We start from the raw sequence: 17437 nt of genomic DNA on the forward strand, positions 1-17437 counted from the left end.
TGGATACCCGGGGCCCTGAGGCGGGCCCCGGATCACTGATAACGGGTAAACTTGCGCGGATCGAACGCCTCGCGGATCGCCTCGCCGATAAAGGAGACCATGATCAGCACCAGACTCACCGCCGCCACCACGGAGCTCACTATCCAGATGGCATCCAGGTTGTTGATCCCTTGCGAGAGCAGCTCCCCCCAGCTCGGGGTCGGCGGCGCCAGGCCAAAACCCAGGTAGTCCAGCGCCGTCAGGGTGGAGATGTTCCCCACCACGGCGAACGGCGCCAGGGTGACGATCATCATCAGGGTGTTGGGCAAGATGTGGTGGAAGATGATGCGCCCCGTGGTCGCCCCCTGCGCCCGCGCCGCCATCACATAGTCCCGCGCCCGCTCCTTGTAGGTGAGGGTGCGCATGTACCAGGTGATCCCCATCCAGCCGAACAGCACGTTGATCCCCACGAAGAGGCCAAAGTTCGGCTTGGCCAGGGATACCAGGATCATGATGACGTAGAGGAAGGGGACCTGGGACCAGATCTCGATGAAGCGCTGCAAGATGAGATCAAAACGCCCGCCGAGAAAGCCCATCATGCAGCCTATGGTCACCCCTATGGCATAGCTGGCCGCCAGGGCGATAAAGGCAAAGCCGATGGCGATGCGAAAGCCGTAGACCAGCCGTGCCAGCACGTCGCGACCGCTGGTGTCGGTGCCGAGGAAGTGACGTTCCGCCAGGCTGGGGGCATAGGGCGGATAGGCATCCTCCTTGAAATCCTGCTCATAGGGATTCCAGGGCACCAGAGGCAGCAGCACCCAGTTCCCCTTCCCTTCCTGCGCAAATTTGCCCTTGAGCTGGCGGTAGTTGGTCTCGTACTCGTAGTCGAGCCCGAAGTGCTGGCCCGGGATCACGTCGCCATAGGTGGGAAAGTAGAGCTCTCCCTGATAGCTCACCGCCAGCGCCCGGCTGTTGACCAGCAGCTCCGCCAGCAGGGAGATGACCACCAGGGCCGAGAAGATGACAAAGGAGTAGTAGCCGCGCTTGATGGATTTGAAGCGCTTGAGTTTTTTCAGCGTAACCGGGTTCAGGTTCATGCTCACTCTCCAAACCGTACGCGAGGGTCAACGAGGGCAACGCAGATATCGGAGACGATATTGCCGATGAGCATCAACATGGAGGTGATGGCCAGTATGCCCATGACGGTGGGGTAATCCCGCTCGACGATGGCCTCGTAGCCGAGCAGACCTATGCCGTCGATGTTGAAGATGGTCTCGATGAGGAAGGAGCCGCCGAAGAAGACGGTGAGCACCGATCCTAAGTGGCTGGCGATGGGGATCAGGCTGTTGCGCATGGCGTGATCGGTGACCGCCTTGCGAAACGGCAGCCCCTTGGCCACGGCGGTGCGCACGTAATCCGCCGACAGGTTCTCCATCAGGCTGTTCTTCATGGTCATGGTGAGGATGGCGAAATCCCCGATGGCGTAGGCGATGAGCGGCAGCAGGGCGTGGGCGAAGAGGGTGCGGACCTGATCCCAGCTGCTCTCCATGGAGTCGAAATCGTCCCCCGGGAAGCCCCCCATGGGCAGCCACTCCAGATGGAAGGCGAAGACGGTGATGAGGAAGATCCCCACCACGTAGGCGGGCAGCGCATAGGCCATGTAGATGAGCATGGAGCTGAGCGAATCGAAGCGGCTGTTGTGCCTGAGAGCCTTGGCCACCCCGAGCGGGATGGAGACGGCGTAGCTCAGCAGAAAGGTGGCCAACCCGAAGAAGGCGGTGACGGGAAGCTTGTCCTTTATCAGCTCCCACACCGGCTCGTAGTAGCGGGTCGACTCCCCGAGATCCAGCACCGCCAGCTTCTGCAGCCACTCCCAGTAGGCGACCAGCATGGGCTTGTCGAGGCCGTAAAACGCCTTGAGCTCCTCGATCTGCTCATCGGAGAGCGCTTGCGCCCCCTTGCTGCCGCTGGAGCGACCCGTCTCGTTCTGCGAGACCTGCGCCTGCAGCAACATGCGCTCGACCGGGCCGCCCGGCACGAAGCGGGTGATGGTGAAGACAAGCAGGGTGATACCGAGAAACGTCGGGATGATCAGAAGCATCCGACGCAGAAAATACGACAGCATGGTGGAACCTCGTCCTTGTTGTTCTTTTATGGTCAGTCACATCCGGTGACCGACCTATGCTTCCTGGCATTACTCACTGAATTGACTGGTATTGGCAGACAATCCCGCTCGGCCACTGTAAAAGCTCTGCAACAAAAATCAAGTAGAACTAAGCCCATCAATCGTCAGCGATGTTCGCAGCAGAACTCACCGATGTTTTTTTCCAAAAAATCCAACTTCAATATAAAAAACTGCTACGCCTTCTCATTTAACTTGTTTTTAATTATTAAAAAATTAATTACAAAGCCGTTTTAAACCCATAAAATCACAATAAAAACAAACAGATAAAATCAAACCACGCCTCATCTCATTTTACCTATTAAAGAAGAGTAAATATCCTAAGACCTTAACCTGTTCAGAAATCACCCAACCACCAAAGATAGATTTAAATACTGCAAAAATGTCATTCCACGATACAGAGCTCATGGAGACAGGCGACTTATCGATAAGTTCAAAAATAATCAATAAAATGGCAAAAGACAGATTTAACAACATATTTACATAATCGCATGCATTATTTACGGAATGAAACGCCAAAAAAATCGGCTAAATCCTGCACAGTCTTCTAATTCCCCCTGTCGTCCCCATCCTGGCCGCGCCATTTGACGTCAATCATCAAACCTTGATAAGCCTTACGCACCGCTCCAACGAGGGCGGTAATGGAAGCAAACAAAAAACAATCAGGAAGGATACTAACGATGCTTAGGAAAAGCAGACTCTCTGCTGCCGTAGCGTTTGCCTTGGCGAGCGCGGCAGTTGTGGCCACCCCTGTCCTGGCCGAAGAGGGCCAGAATGTCGAAAAACTACAGAAAATCAAGGTCACCGGCTCGCGGATCTCCCGGGTCGATGTGGAAGGCTCCACCCCTGTCGTCTCAGTGACCAAGGCCAAGATCGAACAGTCGGGTCAGCAGACCGTCGCCGATTACCTCAAACAGGCCTCTTACAACTCCTTCGGTGGCGTCTCCCCGGCTTCCGGCAGCTCCTATCAGTCCCAATCCACCGTCGGCCTGCGCGGCCTGGGGTCAGAGCGCACCCTGGTTCTGCTGAACGGCAAGCGGGTCGCCGGTTCTCCCACCATGGGTGGCACCTCCATCAACCTCAACACCATCCCCATGGCCGCCGTTGAGCGGGTCGAAGTCAACCTGGACGGCGGCTCCGCCATCTATGGTTCCGACGCCATCGGTGGTGTCATCAACGTGGTGCTCAAGGAGGGCTATGAGGGTCTGACCTTCCAGGGTCGCCTCGGCTCCCCGACCGAAGAGGGTGGCGACGAGAAGAGCGGCTCAGTCGTGGCGGGCGTCAATGGCGAGAAGGGCTCGCTGATGGCGGTCTACGAGCACGACAAGAAGGACGTCATCTACAGCCGTGATCGTGATTATCTGGCCAAGCAGGGCAACGATGCCCCCAGCGCCTACGGCCGCAACGTGGAGGGGATCACCGGCCTCGACGCCAACGGGGATCCCATCTGGAAATACGGCCCCCTGGCCGGTGCCACCAATGCGGACGGCAGTTGCAAGGAGCCCTTCATCGGCTTCGAGGGCGGCTGCAACTTCAACTACGGTCAGGTCGCGGCCACCACGGCCTCCCGCAGCCGTGACACCCTCTACGTGAACGGTCGCTACCACATCAACGACACCGTCGACTTCGTGCCGCAGATCATCGGCTCCCGGGTCGAGAGCTTCGGCCGCTTCGCCCCCGCCGCCGGCGCCTTCGCCATCGATCCGTCCAACCCGAACAACGCCCAGTTCTTCACCGACAACGGCCTGGACGCCGCCGCCACCCAGGGTCTGGGTGAAGCCGCCTACGCCTACTACCGCTTCAGCAACGTCGGTCCCCGTGACAACTATGTCACCGACATGACCGGCAGCCTGAACCTCGGCTTCGAGGGCACTGTCACCACAGAATCCGTGGGCGACATGCAGTGGAACGCCGGTTACATGTACTCCAAGACCGACAACAAGGAGAACGGCACAGGTTACGTGCTGCAATCCGCCGCCCAGCAGGCCATCGCCGACGGCAAGTTCGTCGGAGGCGAGTTCGATCCCAAGAGCACTGCCGCCATGGCCGCCGACACCAGCCGCCGCTCTACCATGGACTTCTACCAGTGGTACGCCGGTGTCCAGTGGGACATGGGTGAGCTGCCGGCCGGTCCGGTCAGCTGGTATGCGGGCGCCGAGTACAACGACTGGGTCTATGCCGACAAGTACGATGCCCAGTCCGAGGCCGGCAACATCATAGGCTCCTCCGGCAACTCCTCCGGCGGGGTGCGCGACGTCACCGCCGCCTACATCGAGTCCCTGGTGCCCATCACGGATCAGATCGAGCTGAACCTGGCCGGTCGCTTCGATGACTACAGCGACTTCGGCAGCGCCTTCTCCCCCAAGGCGAGCCTGCGTTACCAGCCGCTGGACAACCTGATGCTACGCACCTCCTGGTCCCGCTCGTTCCGCGCCCCCAGCCTGAGCGATCTCTACGCGGCTGACTCCTTCTCGGCCGACTGGGCCAAGGACTATGTCTACTGCGAGGCCAACGGCATCTCGGCGGCGGACTGCCCGAACCGCCAGTACGACACCACCCGTACCTCCAACGAGGAGCTGAAGGAAGAGACGGCGGACACCTGGAACTTCGGGGTGGCCTACAGCCCGCTGGATGACCTGAACCTCTCCCTGGACTACTACACCATCAAGATCGAGGACGTGATCCAGCTGAACTCCCTGCAGTCCGTCATCTATGACGAGCTGAACAACGGCGGCTCCAGCAACATCACCCGCAACAGCCAGGGCAAGATCAGCGGTGCCATCGCCCCCATGGTCAACCTGGGGACCCTGAACACCAGCGGTCTGGATCTCAAGCTGGATTACCGCTACGACCTGAACTCCGCCACCATCCGCTATGACCTCGGCGGCACCTACATCCTGGAGTACAAGGAAGGTTTGTATGCCGGTGGCCCCGTCATCGACAAGATTGGCCAGAACGGTCTGCCGCAGATGCGCTTCAGCTCCGGTGTGGGTGTCAACGTGCCCCAGTGGTGGAACATGGATACCTATCTGAGCGCGAACTACATCGACTCCCAGAGCCAGGACTACATCGCCGACACCGGCGAGGAAGTTGGCCACATCGCGTCCCAGACCACCTGGAACCTGAACGTCGGCGTGGATGCGCCCTGGAACGGCAAGATCCAGGTCGGGGTGAAGAACATGTTCAACGCGGGCCCGTCCCTCGAGAGCGATGGCTTCACCTATGACGAGGAGCTCTACGGCATCGACGGCCGCATCTACTACCTCGACTACGCACAGAAGTTCTGATCCACCAGGAAAGTGACGAGCCGGCCCCCTCGGGCCGGCTCTGCCCCATGCCCCAAGGAAGTCACGGAGATAGGGTAATCCTATGAAAAAAAGGACAATTACAATGAAGAAAGCGCTCCTCGGCAGCCTGGTTTCGGCTGCCCTGCTGACCAGCTTCAATCTGAGTGCCGCCTCTGCCGGTCAGGCAGTGGACGCTCAAGCCGCCACCGACAATGCCTCCAAAGTCTCCCAGCAGAAGATCGACAGCTACGCCGAGTCTGCCGAATCCGCCCTGGCCCAGTACAAGGCCGCCCTGCGCCAGGTCGACAGCCTGCGCAGCTACAACGAGCAAGTGGGCAAGATGGTCGACTCCCAGAGTGCCGAGCTGGCCTCGATGCAGCGCCAGATAGCCCAGATCGATCAGACCAGCACCGAGGTGGTGCCCCTGATGCTCAAGATGATCGACTCCCTCGATCAGTTCGTCGCCCTGGACCTGCCGTTCCAGAAGGTCGAGCGGGAGGACCGCGTGGCGGCCCTGACCGACCTGATGAACCGGGCCGATGTCACCATTTCCGAGAAGTACCGCAAGATCCTGGAGGCCTACCAGATCGAGGAGGGCTTCAGCCGCACCATAGAGGCCTACAAGGCCAGTCTGGACAAGGATGGCAGCGAGAAAACCTACGAGTTCCTGCGTGTCGGCCGCATCGCCCTGCTTTACCAGTCCCCGGATGGTAACGAGACAGGCATGTGGAACAAGAAGACTCGTCAGTGGGAAGCCTTGCCCCAGGAGTATCGCAGTGCAGTCGAACAGGGCTTGCGTATCGCCAAGAAGCAGGCACCGCCCGCGCTCATCAAGCTGCCGGTTCAAACTGCGGAGAAAGCATCATGAAAGGAATCAAACTCGCCATTGCCTCCCTGATCGCGGGAGCCACCCTGATCACCCTGCCGGTGACCGCAGCCGAAAAACCGGTGGATCTCAACGCCCTGCTGAACCAGGTCAAGGCCGCCAGCACCAGCGAATCCCAGCTCAACAAGGAGCGGGAGGCCCGCTTCCTGGCTGACAAGAACGAGCAAGGGGCCCTGCTGGCCAAGGCCAAGGCGGAGCTCGCCGCCGAAACTGCCAAGGGCGAACAGCTCAAGGCCACCTTCGATGCCAACGACAAGCAGCTCACCGAGCTGACCGAGACCCTGCGCCAGCGCTCCGGCAACATGGGCGAGATGTTCGGCGTGCTGCGCCAGTTCGCCGGCGAGTTCAAGGGGATCTTCAACGCCTCCGCCCGCCGGGTCGAACACCCGGAGCAGGCGGCCCTGCTGACCCGTTTGGCGGAGAGCAAGGAGCTCCCCTCCAGCGACGATCTGACCGCCTTCTGGACCACCACCCTCGGCCGCATGGTGGACGGTGGCAAGGTGAGCCAGATCCCGGCGACCGTGGTCTACGGCGAGGGCAACCAGGCCGAGAAGACGGTGACCCAGATAGGCGAGTTCAATACCGTCTCCGAGGGCAAGTACCTCACCTTCGTGCCTGAGACCGGCAAGTTCGAGCAGCTCTCCCGTCAGCCCGAGAACGCCGTGCTGGAGCCCGTCGCCAAGTTTGAACAGGGCAACGGCGCCGTCGAGCCCATCTTTATCGACCCGTCCCGCGGGGTGATCCTCTCCCTGCTGGTGCAGTCGCCGACCCTCAAGGAGCGCATCGATCAGGGTGGTTCCGTGGGTTACGTGATCCTGGCGCTGGGGGTCATAGGTACCCTGCTGGCCATCTTCTGCGGCCTGCGTCTGTCGATGATCGGCAGCGCCATGCGCAAGCAGCTGAAATCCGAGCAGATCGTCAAGGGCAATCCCATCGGCGAGATGCTGGGGGCCTATCAGTCCCACCGCGGTGACAACATCGAGGATCTGGAATCCAAGCTCGACGAGATCATTCTGCGCAACGTGCCCAAGTTCGAGAAGGGCATCAGCATCATCAAGCTGATCGCCTCTGTGGCGCCGCTGCTGGGTCTGCTCGGTACAGTCGTGGGGATGATAGCCACCTTCCAGGCCATCACCTTGTTCGGTACCGGCGATCCCAAGCTGATGGCGGGCGGCATCTCCGAGGCCCTGGTCACCACCATGCAGGGTCTGGTGGTCGCCGTGCCCATGCTGTTCCTCTACACCATAGTGCAGACCCAGAGCCGTCGTCTCATCCAGGTGCTGGAAGAGCAGAGCGCCGGTTTCGTCGCCCGTTATCAGGAACGTCTGCACGCCGCCAAAGCCGCAGCCTAAGGAGTCACCCATGTGGTTCTGGTTGATTGAAGAAGTCGAGTCGGTCCGCCGGTTTCTGGGATTGGGGGGCGACGTGCTGGTCGCCCTGTTCTTCCTGACCCTGATGATGTGGGCCCTGCTGCTGGAGCGCTGGTTCTACTTCATGGCGGTCTACCCCAAACAGGTGAAGCAGACCAAGGCGACCTGGCTGGCCCGCAGCGATCACCTCTCCTGGTCCGCCAGGCAGATCCGCCGCGAGCTGGTCTCCCGGGTCGCCATGGCGGTGGACAAGGGGATGCCGGTCATCAAGGTGCTGATCGCCCTCTGTCCGCTGATGGGGCTGCTCGGCACAGTAGTAGGCATGGTGCAGGTGTTTGACACCCTGGCCATCACCGGCACCGGCTCCCCCAGGGCGATGGCCTCGGGGATTTCCAAGGCGACGGTACCGACCATGGCGGGCATGATTGCCGCCCTTTCCGGCCTGTTTTTTGTCAACCAGCTCGATCACAAGGCCAAGTTGGCGGTGCAGAAGCTGGAAGACAACCTGAAACACGGCTGATGCAGGATGCACATCCCCGGCAGGCTCAGGCCCGCCGGGGCACAGAACAAGCAAGGAGTTTCTGCTATGAGAAAACGTTACAGCGACAGCGGTGCCGATGAGGCGGCTATCGATTTGACCCCCATGCTGGACATAGTGTTCATCATGCTGATCTTCTTCATCGTCACCACCTCCTTCGTCAAGGAGTCCGGTGTCGAGATCAACCGTCCCAGTGCCAGCACGGCCGAGACGGTGAAGAAGGGCAATATCATGGTCGCGGTGCGCGAAAACGGTCAGGTCTGGGTCGACAAGCGGGTGGTCGAGGTGGGGGCGGTACGCGCCAACATCGAGCGGCTGCGGGCGGAGAACCCGGAGAGCGCCGTGGTGATCCAGGCCGATACCGAGTCCCGTTCCGGGCTGGTGGTCCAGGTCATGGATCAGATCCGCATGGCCGGTGTCCAGAACATCTCCATCGCGGCGAGCAAGAGCAGCTGATGCCGGAGCGAGCACCATGAGATACCTGATAGCGATAGCGGTCTCCTGTGTGGTGGTGTTCTTCCTGTTTCTGGGAATGAACAAGCTCATCACACCGGATCACCGGGAGCTGACGGAGAGAGAAGACGTCACCATGACCGACTTCATTCGCCTCAAGCCCCAGGAGACCCTGCAAGAGAAACAACGGGAACTGCCCAAACCGCCGCCCCCGAACCGCCCGCCGCCCCCACCCGAGATGGAGGTAGCGAGCACGGACAGGCCCAAGATGGACAGTGCCCCCATGGACATGCCCAAGCTCGACATCCCGGTCAACATCGGCGGCGGCAACGCCCTGGGTGCCTACAGCACCGGCGGCGGCGGTGGCGGCATGGGCGGCAACAACGGCGCCATGCCCATGGCGACCTTCGAGCCCATGATGCCCCGCAAGGCGGCGCTGGCCGGTCTCGCCTCCGGCAAGGTACTGGTGGAGTTCACCGTCACCGAGCGCGGCACCGTCAGCAACATCCGGATCGTCAAGGAAGAGCCCCGCAGCTACGACCTCGGCAAGGAGGCGCGCAAGACCATTGCCAAGTGGACCTTCAAGCCGGCCATGGTGGACGGCAAGCCCCAGGCAAGCCGCATGCAGCAAGAGATCGAGTTCGCGGTCAACTAAGGAAGGTGGCGATGAAAAAGTTACATACCCTGATCCTCGCCCCGGTGGCCATGGCGGTACTGCTCAGTACCGCCGGCTGGGCCGCCGAGCAACCCGCCCTGTCTGATCGCGCCTACCGCGCGGTCAACAAGGCCCAGGCGTTGATCACCGAAAAGAAATACGGCGAGGCCAATGCCAAGCTGCAGGAGGCGCTGTCCGGCGCAGGCGAGCGGGTCTACGACAAGGGGGTCATTTTGCAGACCCTGGGCTTCGTGGCCGCCCAGCAGGAAAAATACAGCCAGGCGACCAGATACTTCGCCGATGCCATCGCCACCGGCGGCCTGCCGCAGCCGGTGGCCCAGCAGGTGCGCTACAACCTGGCCCAGCTCTATATGGCGGAGGGGAACTTCAAGGGCTCCATCAGCACCATGAATGAGTGGTTTGCGAACCTCGGCAAGGACGAAAAGCCGACCCCGCACGCCTACATCACCCTGGCCAACGCCCATGTGCAGCTCAAGCAGTACCGGGAGGCCATACCGGCGGTGGATCAGGCGATCAAGCTCTCCGCGGGCAAGGCGCCGGAGTCCTGGTATCTGCTGAAGATGGCGGCCCACTACGAGCTGAAACAGTACAAGCCGGCCACCGAGGTGCTGACCGCCCTGGTGGACAAGTACCCGGAGAAGAAGAAGTACTGGACCCAGCTCTCCGCCATGCACATGCAGGCGGGCAACGATGCCAAGGCCCTGGCGGCGCTGGAAGGCGCCTACAACCTCGGCATGCTGACCGAGGCGACCGAGTTGCAGCGGCTCGCCAACTACCTGGCCTTCGCCGGTATTCCCCACCGCGCCGCCCGCGTGATGGAGAAGGCGATGAAGGAGGGGACCATCGAGAGCAGCGCGGCCAACTACAAGACGCTGGCCAACTACTGGCATCAGGCCAAGGAGCTGGATCCGGCCATCGACACCCTGGCCAAGTCCTATCAGCTGGCCCCCAGTGCCGAGCTGCAGCTGAAGATGGCGCGCATGATGATCCAGAGCAAGCGCTACAAGGATCTTGTAGCCCTGGCCGCCAAGCCCGCCGCCAATGCCAGCGGCGAGCAGCGGGCGGATCTGAAGTTCCTGACCGGGGTCGCCTACTTCGAGCAGCAAAAGCCGAAGGAGGCGCTCAGCGCCTTCACCCAGGCCGCCCAGAATGGCAACGTCAGTGGTCGCGCCTCCCCCTGGATCAGCTTCCTGAAGGAGCAACAGGGCGGCGCCGTCACTCAATAAACCGGTACGCCATGGGCAGGCATCTGCCCATGGCGACTGCCCATCCACAAGGGGGTCAGCCCCGCAGCTTGCCTGGTGGCAATTGGCCGCTCTTCGGAGCGGTCTTTTTTATGGTCCCCTCCCCCGGTTGTCACGAGCTCCCTTCCTTGTATGAGGCGCAAAAAAATCCGGAGCCTGGGCTCCGGATTGGGTCATTGCCTTTATAGGGGGCTGCCCCCTCACAAGGTCATCAGTAATTGCATACCAGCTTCCAGCTGCCATCGCCCGCTCTGAGCTCGCTGCTGGTACAGCAGCCGGGACAACTCAGTAGTTGCACACCAGCTTCCAGCTGCCATCGCCCGCCTTGGGCTCGCTGCTGGTCCACCAGTTGGCCTGCCACACCGCCTTGCCGTTGGTCATGCGGTCGTTGCCATTGGCGTGATCCCCGCGCGGCCAGGTCGGATAGGCATTGTAGTCCGCCGGGTTGACGTTCTGGCTGGCGCAGCTGGTGCCACCGCTGCCGCCGTCACCACCACTGCTGCCTCCCAGCACCGCCTCGGCCAGGGCCGGGAAGTCGGACTTCAGGCCTATGGTCTGGCTGCCGGCAATCAGGCGCATGCCGCTCGGCACGCCGGCGGCCGGCAGGTAGTAGGTCATGGCCACTTCCACCTCGGTGCCCGGCGCCCAGGCCTTCCAGGCCGGCAGCGTCAGGGCCACCTTGTGGAAGTCCTTCTCATTGGCGATGCCGTCGGAGTTCTGGTTGCCGCCGCTCTCCACCACCTTCAGCCCCATGCCGCTCTGGTCGGTGATGGTGTCGGAGGTGGAGGTGGGCATCAGGAACTCGATGCGGGTGCCGCCCGGTATGGTCTGGGTCGACTTGTTGGTGAGCTTGAGGGTCGGGTTGATCGGGTAGTTGGAGTCCCCTTCCTTGAAGCCGGAGAGGCTCACGCCGATGTCGAGCTGGGCGGCCGGGGCCGGCAGATCGTTCTGCTTCAGGGCCGCCTTGTCGGCCTTGCTGAACTTCTCGTAGGCGAGGCTGGTGAGGGTGCTGCCCATCACGTACTCGTTCTTCGCGGCATCGAAGTCATAGTCTCCCGCCATCTCCCAGAACATGACGCCCCCCAGGCCCCGCTTGACTATGTAGTCGAGCTTGTGACCCATGGACTCTTCATCTTCGGTGGAGAGGAACACCTTCTTCTGCTCGTTCCACAGCCAGGGCGCATGGGCCTTGTCGTCGTAGTAACGCACGTACTGGCCTTGCATCACGTGGGCCGGGTTGTTGGGATCCAGACCCCAGGCCTGGCCGTAGCTCGGCAATGTGGTGATGCCGAGGCTGGCCGCGTGCTCCAGGTTCTTGGCATGCCACATGGGCACGGCGCCGCCGCCTATCTCCTTGCCGTTCTTGTCCAGATCATGCCAGATGTTGTCGATGCCGACCGCCCCGTTGCCGCAGGGGATGGTGCTGCCCCCTGTGCCCGGCTGGCAATCGCTCTGGCTCGGCAGCGCCGCCTTGCCCCCCAGGCCGTGGGTGCCACCGGTGACCCCCTGCCAGCCACGGGTGTAGTAAGGCACCCCTATGTTGATCTTGCCCGCCGCCAGGGCGCCGCGGAAGTAGTGGGCCGCCCAGGCGGAGTTGAGATAGCCGATGCCACCAAACTGGGCCTGGGTGTAGACACCCCACTGGGACAGCTCGGGATCCGCCTTGTTGTCGAACAGGGCGGCGTTGTGGCCGACGAAGTGGTTCCAGGCACCGTGGAAGTCATAGGTCATCAGGTTGACGTAGTCGAGGTACTGGGTGACCTGGAAGTTTTCCATGCCGCGCAGCAGGTAGGCCGAGGCCGGCGAGGCGATGGTCAGCATGTACTTGCGACCGTCCTCGGTCCCGGCGCTGTCGAGCTTGTTGCGCAGGGTCTTCATCAGCACTTCATAGTTCGCAAACAGCTTGCCGCGACACTGGTTAGAGAGCGGGAAGTCATTGGGGTTGCCCGCATCCTTCATGGAGGTGGGGTACTCGTAGTCGATGTCCACCCCATCGAAGCCGTACTGGCGGATGAAGCCCACCGCCGAGTCGGCGAAGGCGTTGATGCCGGCGGTGTTGACCGAGCAGTCGCCCTTGGTGGTGGCGGCGTAGAAGCCGCGGGTATCGGCCCAGCCCCCCACGGAGATCAGGGTCTTCACGTCCGGGTACTGCTTCTTGTACTTGGACAGCAGGTTGAAGTGGCCCTGATAGGCGAACTCGGGATCCATCTCGGCGCCCGGCACCCCGTCCCAGGTCAGCTTGGTGGCGGCGTCATCCACCTTGATGAGGTGGCTCTGCTCGTCTACCGCCGCGAAGGCGTAGTTGATGTGGGTGATCTTGTCCCAGGGGATGTCGCCCACCAGGTAGGCGGGCAAGCCGTTCTTGCCGGTACGCCAGGAGGTGAAATAACCGATGACGCGGCGGCCATGGTCATCCCCCATGCACTCGCTGCCGTCGGCGCGATAGATCTGGCGCACGTCGCAGGAGAGGTTGCCGCCGGTGGGGGGCAGGGCAGCCTCTTCCACCTGCACGTCCACCTGGGCTGACTCGCCAGAGAGACTTGCCTTGTCGGTCGCCACCAGCTTGAGACCGGTCAGCCCCTTGTTCTGGGGCGTCCAGCTCAGTTGCCAGGGGGCGCTGCTGTCTTCGCCCACCTTCTGGCCATTCACGAAGAGCTCGACCTTGGCGACGTCGTCATTGGCGTCGGTCACATTGCCGCTCACGGTGAGGGCGCGGCCCAGGGTCACCCTGGCACCGGCGGCGGGGCTGGCGATGCTCGCCTTGGGCGCCTCGGGCGCCACCACGGCGGCGACCTTGAAGCTCGAATCCGCCTCGCTCAGCACCTTGCCGTCTTTATCCAGCACCCGTGCCTTGAGGGCGTGATTGCCCACGCCGGCGGCCGGCCAGCTGGCACTCCAGGGGGTGGCCGTGGCCGTGGCGACCAGGGTGCCGTCGATGAGGTACTCCACCCGGGTGAGCGCCGTGACCGGGCCGTTCAGGGTCACCGCCAGGGCCAGGCTGGCCCCTTCGCTGACGCTGGCACCCACGGCGGGGGAGCCGATGGCGACCACCATGGCAGGCGGCGGCACCTCGCCGCCATAGGGTTTCCAGGCATCGGCCCAGACGGCGCCGACCCCGGGGGCATAGTGGTAGGGCGACGCGCCGCACCAGCCGGAGTAAGGGAATTCCTTGCATTCATAGAGGGCGCCGGCGTTGCTGACGATGTCGCCAGCCTTGTAGGCGGTGCCGGCCTGATAAGCGGGGTAAGCGGCCTGCGCCCAGGCAGGGACGGCCGCAAGGGCGACCAGCATGGCGAGCCTGCTGGGCCTCAAGATCTGTTGCATATTGTTATCATCCTTGTTTTGTCTTGGCTTTTAAGACCGGGAAAAGCGCAATCGCAACAGGGAACACGGGAGCGACAACAGGCCATGGACGGGCCACAAACCCTCAAGTCACCCTGGGTAACCCCGCTGTCTGGCCCGCTTGGGGCAGATCGGAGGCTTTGCGTCCCGGCATCACTGCCGGTTTGCCCTTTGCCTGGGTTCCGTGAGGAACGGCTCGAGTATAGGAAGCAAGTGGCAACCGCTCAATCTTTATTCTCTAAGGAAAATATGTGAATGCCGGCCGGCTCACACTTCCCCTCAATCGACCAACTAAAAATTAAGTCATCAATATCAATCTGTTAGCCACGTCAAAAAAACGGACTCAGCCTCTTTTGTCTCCCCATAATGTGCGTTGCCTCACTGGTCAGAGCTGCCAGAAATGTGACAATGCGCGCCCTTGGCCAAAGCGCCAAGGCTATGGAAACACTGGCAAAAATAAAAAAAGGAATACCCATGAAAGGAAGACCTACCCTGCTGTCCCTGGCCGTGGGGCTCGCCCTCGCGTCCCCGTCTCTCCATGCCGCCGGCTTCAGCTGCCCGGCCGACAGCGCCCTCACCCCCATCCCCGCCATCCAGGGCAGCGGCGACAAGAGCCCCCTCGTCCCGGCCCATCTGTTCGAAAGCCCCGGGACTGTCAAGGTCAAGGCCCTGGTCTCCGCCCTCGGCGAGAGCCTGAACAGAGGCTTCTATCTGCAGGATCTGCAGGGGGACGGCAACCCCGAGACGTCGGACGGCATCTTCGTCTACCTCAATGACAAGCAGTTCGCCAGCAAGTACCCGGGCATCCAGCCGGGGGCTCTGGTCTGTCTGGAGGCCAGGGTCGAGGAGTTCTACGGTCACACCCAGCTCAAGCCCCTGGTTGACGGCAACGCCCCGCGCCTGGCGGTGCTGGCCCAGGGCGACGCCCCGGCCGCCACGGCGCTGCGGGTGCAGGAAGGGGAAACCCTGGCCCGGGCCCTGGAGCGCCACGAGGGGATGCGGGTGCGCCTCGATGAGGGCAGCGAGCTCAAGGTAAGCCGCAACTTCAGCTACGACTATGCCGCCAAGCGCAACAACCTGGTGCTCGCCCACGGCGCCCCGCTGATGAAGCCGACCCAGCTCCATGTGGCGGGCAGCCCAGAGGCCGTGGCGCTGGCCGAGGCCAACGCCGGCAACCGCGTCTTCCTCGAATCGGACTTCAAGGCCGCCAACGGCAAGCTCCCCTGGCTGCCGGCCTGGGAGCCGGAGCAGGGCTATCTGCGCATCGGTGATGCCCCGGTCAATCTGGAGGCCATGGTGGGCTACAGCTATGACGAATACCGCCTGATCGTGCCCAAGGAGCAGCGCATCACCGCGGGGGATCTGCTGCGCACCGATGAGAACGACCGCCAGGGCGCACCGGCCCGCGCCCATGGCACCGACCTGCGGATCGGCAGCTTCAACGTGCTCAACTACTTCACCAGCCACTCCAGTGTGGGGGGCGCCCTCAACGTGCTCTGCGCGGATCAGGCGGATGCGGACAGCGCCAAGGGCTGCAACCGCGGCGCCAAGAGCCTGGAGGATTTCCAGTTGCAGCGCGCCAAGATCGTCAACGCCATCACCGAGATGGACGCAGACCTCCTCGGCCTGATGGAGATGGAGAACAACGGCTTCGACGAGCACGCAGCCCTGCACGATCTGGTGGAAAGCCTCAACGCCCGCCAGAAAGAGGCGAGCAAGCACTACGCCTTCGTCACCCTGCCCAAGGCCCTGCTCACCAAGGAGCGCTTCTTTGGCGGCGACGCCATCATGGTGGCCATCATCTATCGCCCCGCCCTGCTCGCTCCGAGCGGGGATGCCGAGGTCATCCCCCTGCCTGAGCAGCGCTACACCACGGGCGGCATCGCCAGGAGCGCCGGTCAGCGGGACTCCCTGGTGCAGCGCTTCACCGTGGCGGACAGCAACGCCCCCCTGACTCTGGTGGTCAACCACCTGAAATCCAAGGGATCGGGCTGCTACGAGAACGGGGATGGCAAGACGGAGCCTGCGGATCTGCAGGGCAAGTGCACCGAGTTTCGGGTGAGCGCCGCCAGGGTGCTGGGGGAGGCGGTGAGCAAGATGCCGGGCCAGGTGCTGCTGGTGGGGGACTTCAACTCCTACGCCAAGGAGGATCCCATCCGGGTGCTGACCGACTATGCGCCGGTCGCGGGGGAGCGCCAGATCCGCTCCGCTTTCCACACCTACATCGGCGATAAGCCCTATGAGCAGATGGGCCAGGCGGTGGGCAAGGGTTACGGCCTGGTGGATCTGAACGTCAAGTTCAACCAGGAGAAGGCCATCTCCTACAGCTACGAGGCCGAGCTCGGCACCCTGGACTACGCCCTCGCCAACCCTGCGCTGGCGAGCAAGGTGGTGGCGGTGGCCGACTGGCACATCAACTCCTTCGAGAGCAACCTGTTCGAATATGGCGGCGCCTTCACCGACGATCTGATCAAGTCTGACAACCCCTTCAGCGCCTCCGACCACGACCCCGTCATCGTCGACCTAAAGCTCAAGGAAGCGAGCAAGGGGGGTGGCGGCGCCATGGGGGCACTGCTGCTGGCGCTGTTGCCGCTGGCCTGGCGGCGTCGGCACTCGTCATGATCCGCGCTGAATAACGAAAAAAGCCCGCGACAGCCGCGGGCTTTTTCATTTTGGTCATTTGATTTGTAAATGAAGAGGCAGTTATCATGAAAAAAATAAATGCCTGAACAAACAAAAAGGCCACCGCGATAACGGTGGCCTTAAGTGTTTGGTGGAGCTACGCGGGATCGAACCGCGGACCTCTTGCATGCCATGCAAGCGCTCTCCCAGCTGAGCTATAACCCCAAGTTGTGGCGAATCAAGGTCAAGACCTTCACTCTGAATTTGGTGGAGCTACGCGGGATCGAACCGCGGACCTCTTGCATGCCATGCAAGCGCTCTCCCAGCTGAGCTATAGCCCCAAATTCTTTCTTTATTAGACAACGGGTTCTGGCGGCCTGTTGCCCTGATTCTGGTATTCAAATATCAAATAGTGGTGGAGCTACGCGGGATCGAACCGCGGACCTCTTGCATGCCATGCAAGCGCTCTCCCAGCTGAGCTATAACCCCACAAAGGTCGGCCTGGGTGATACACACCGCACTGCCCTGGGTACTGCATTTCAATCAGGAACCTGGTGGAGCTACGCGGGATCGAACCGCGGACCTCTTGCATGCCATGCAAGCGCTCTCCCAGCTGAGCTATAACCCCTTGGATTCCAGATTGTTCGAGGAGAATTTGGTGGAGCTACGCGGGATCGAACCGCGGACCTCTTGCATGCCATGCAAGCGCTCTCCCAGCTGAGCTATAACCCCAACTCACCTCGGCGCCACCAAAGTTATCTCTGGCAACGGAGGCGCATGATAGGCATCACCCGCTTTGCTGTCAACCCAAAATTTTCGCTGGTTGAAGCGTTTAGTCAAAATTCAGGCAGTTAGCTG

Annotated in this window: 11 protein-coding genes, 5 tRNA genes and 1 riboswitch; of the genes, 8 read left to right on the forward strand and 8 right to left on the reverse strand. The window is 61.9% G+C overall.

What is annotated here, in order from left to right:
* Positions 1-32: 32 nt before the first annotated feature.
* Complete coding sequence (locus tag ACB030_RS09535; RefSeq protein ID WP_371159347.1) at positions 33-1076, reverse strand: ABC transporter permease; 1044 nt, start codon at positions 1074-1076, stop codon at positions 33-35.
* Positions 1077-1078: 2 nt separating this feature from the next.
* Positions 1079-2104 (reverse strand): ABC transporter permease subunit, encoded by a 1026-nt coding sequence (locus tag ACB030_RS09540; protein WP_371159349.1) that lies wholly within the window; start codon positions 2102-2104, stop codon positions 1079-1081.
* A 737-nt stretch (positions 2105-2841) separates the two neighbouring features.
* Here ACB030_RS09540 and ACB030_RS09545 point away from each other — a divergent pair.
* The 7 genes from ACB030_RS09545 (at position 2842) to ACB030_RS09575 (ending at position 10597) form a co-directional block, all read left to right on the forward strand.
* Positions 2842-5448 (forward strand): TonB-dependent receptor plug domain-containing protein, encoded by a 2607-nt coding sequence (locus ACB030_RS09545; RefSeq protein ID WP_371159351.1) that lies wholly within the window; start codon positions 2842-2844, stop codon positions 5446-5448.
* Positions 5449-5551: 103 nt separating this feature from the next.
* Positions 5552-6316: a DUF3450 domain-containing protein gene (locus ACB030_RS09550; protein WP_371159353.1), complete on the forward strand. Its 765-nt coding sequence runs from the start codon at positions 5552-5554 to the stop codon at positions 6314-6316.
* Positions 6313-7686, forward strand: coding sequence for a MotA/TolQ/ExbB proton channel family protein (locus ACB030_RS09555; RefSeq protein WP_371159355.1), 1374 nt, complete (start codon positions 6313-6315; stop codon positions 7684-7686). Before ACB030_RS09550 ends, ACB030_RS09555 begins: the two co-directional genes overlap by 4 nt.
* Positions 7687-7696: 10 nt before the next feature.
* Entirely contained in the window at positions 7697-8224 is a 528-nt protein-coding gene (locus ACB030_RS09560; protein ID WP_139439732.1) for a MotA/TolQ/ExbB proton channel family protein, read from the forward strand.
* Between the two features lie 66 nt (positions 8225-8290).
* Positions 8291-8698: a biopolymer transporter ExbD gene (locus ACB030_RS09565; protein WP_216979403.1), complete on the forward strand. Its 408-nt coding sequence runs from the start codon at positions 8291-8293 to the stop codon at positions 8696-8698.
* Positions 8699-8714: 16 nt separating this feature from the next.
* Entirely contained in the window at positions 8715-9350 is a 636-nt protein-coding gene (locus tag ACB030_RS09570) for an energy transducer TonB (RefSeq protein WP_106887700.1), read from the forward strand.
* An 11-nt stretch (positions 9351-9361) separates the two neighbouring features.
* The gene (locus ACB030_RS09575) at positions 9362-10597 is read left to right on the forward strand and encodes a tetratricopeptide repeat protein (protein ID WP_371159357.1); all 1236 of its coding nucleotides are present in this window, start codon (positions 9362-9364) and stop codon (positions 10595-10597) included.
* 303 nt (positions 10598-10900) lie between these two features.
* Here ACB030_RS09575 and ACB030_RS09580 read toward each other — a convergent pair whose 3' ends face one another.
* Positions 10901-13939 (reverse strand): glycosyl hydrolase family 18 protein, encoded by a 3039-nt coding sequence (locus ACB030_RS09580; protein ID WP_371159359.1) that lies wholly within the window; start codon positions 13937-13939, stop codon positions 10901-10903.
* Positions 13940-14052: 113 nt separating this feature from the next.
* Positions 14053-14136, reverse strand: a riboswitch (cyclic di-GMP riboswitch).
* Between the two features lie 295 nt (positions 14137-14431).
* Here ACB030_RS09580 and ACB030_RS09585 point away from each other — a divergent pair.
* Positions 14432-16579: an ExeM/NucH family extracellular endonuclease gene (locus ACB030_RS09585; protein WP_371159361.1), complete on the forward strand. Its 2148-nt coding sequence runs from the start codon at positions 14432-14434 to the stop codon at positions 16577-16579.
* A 149-nt stretch (positions 16580-16728) separates the two neighbouring features.
* Here the strand turns inward: ACB030_RS09585 and ACB030_RS09590 are convergent.
* The 5 genes from ACB030_RS09590 to ACB030_RS09610 form a co-directional block, all read right to left on the reverse strand.
* Positions 16729-16804, reverse strand: a tRNA-Ala gene (locus tag ACB030_RS09590).
* Positions 16805-16844: 40 nt separating this feature from the next.
* A tRNA-Ala gene (locus ACB030_RS09595) sits at positions 16845-16920 on the reverse strand.
* Between the two features lie 72 nt (positions 16921-16992).
* Positions 16993-17068 (reverse strand) — tRNA-Ala (locus tag ACB030_RS09600).
* Positions 17069-17131: 63 nt separating this feature from the next.
* A tRNA-Ala gene (locus tag ACB030_RS09605) sits at positions 17132-17207 on the reverse strand.
* Between the two features lie 28 nt (positions 17208-17235).
* Positions 17236-17311 (reverse strand) — tRNA-Ala (locus tag ACB030_RS09610).
* Positions 17312-17437: the final 126 nt, after the last annotated feature.

Source organism: Aeromonas sp. S16(2024), from assembly GCF_041403065.1.
Classification (GTDB): Bacteria; Pseudomonadota; Gammaproteobacteria; order Enterobacterales; family Aeromonadaceae; genus Aeromonas.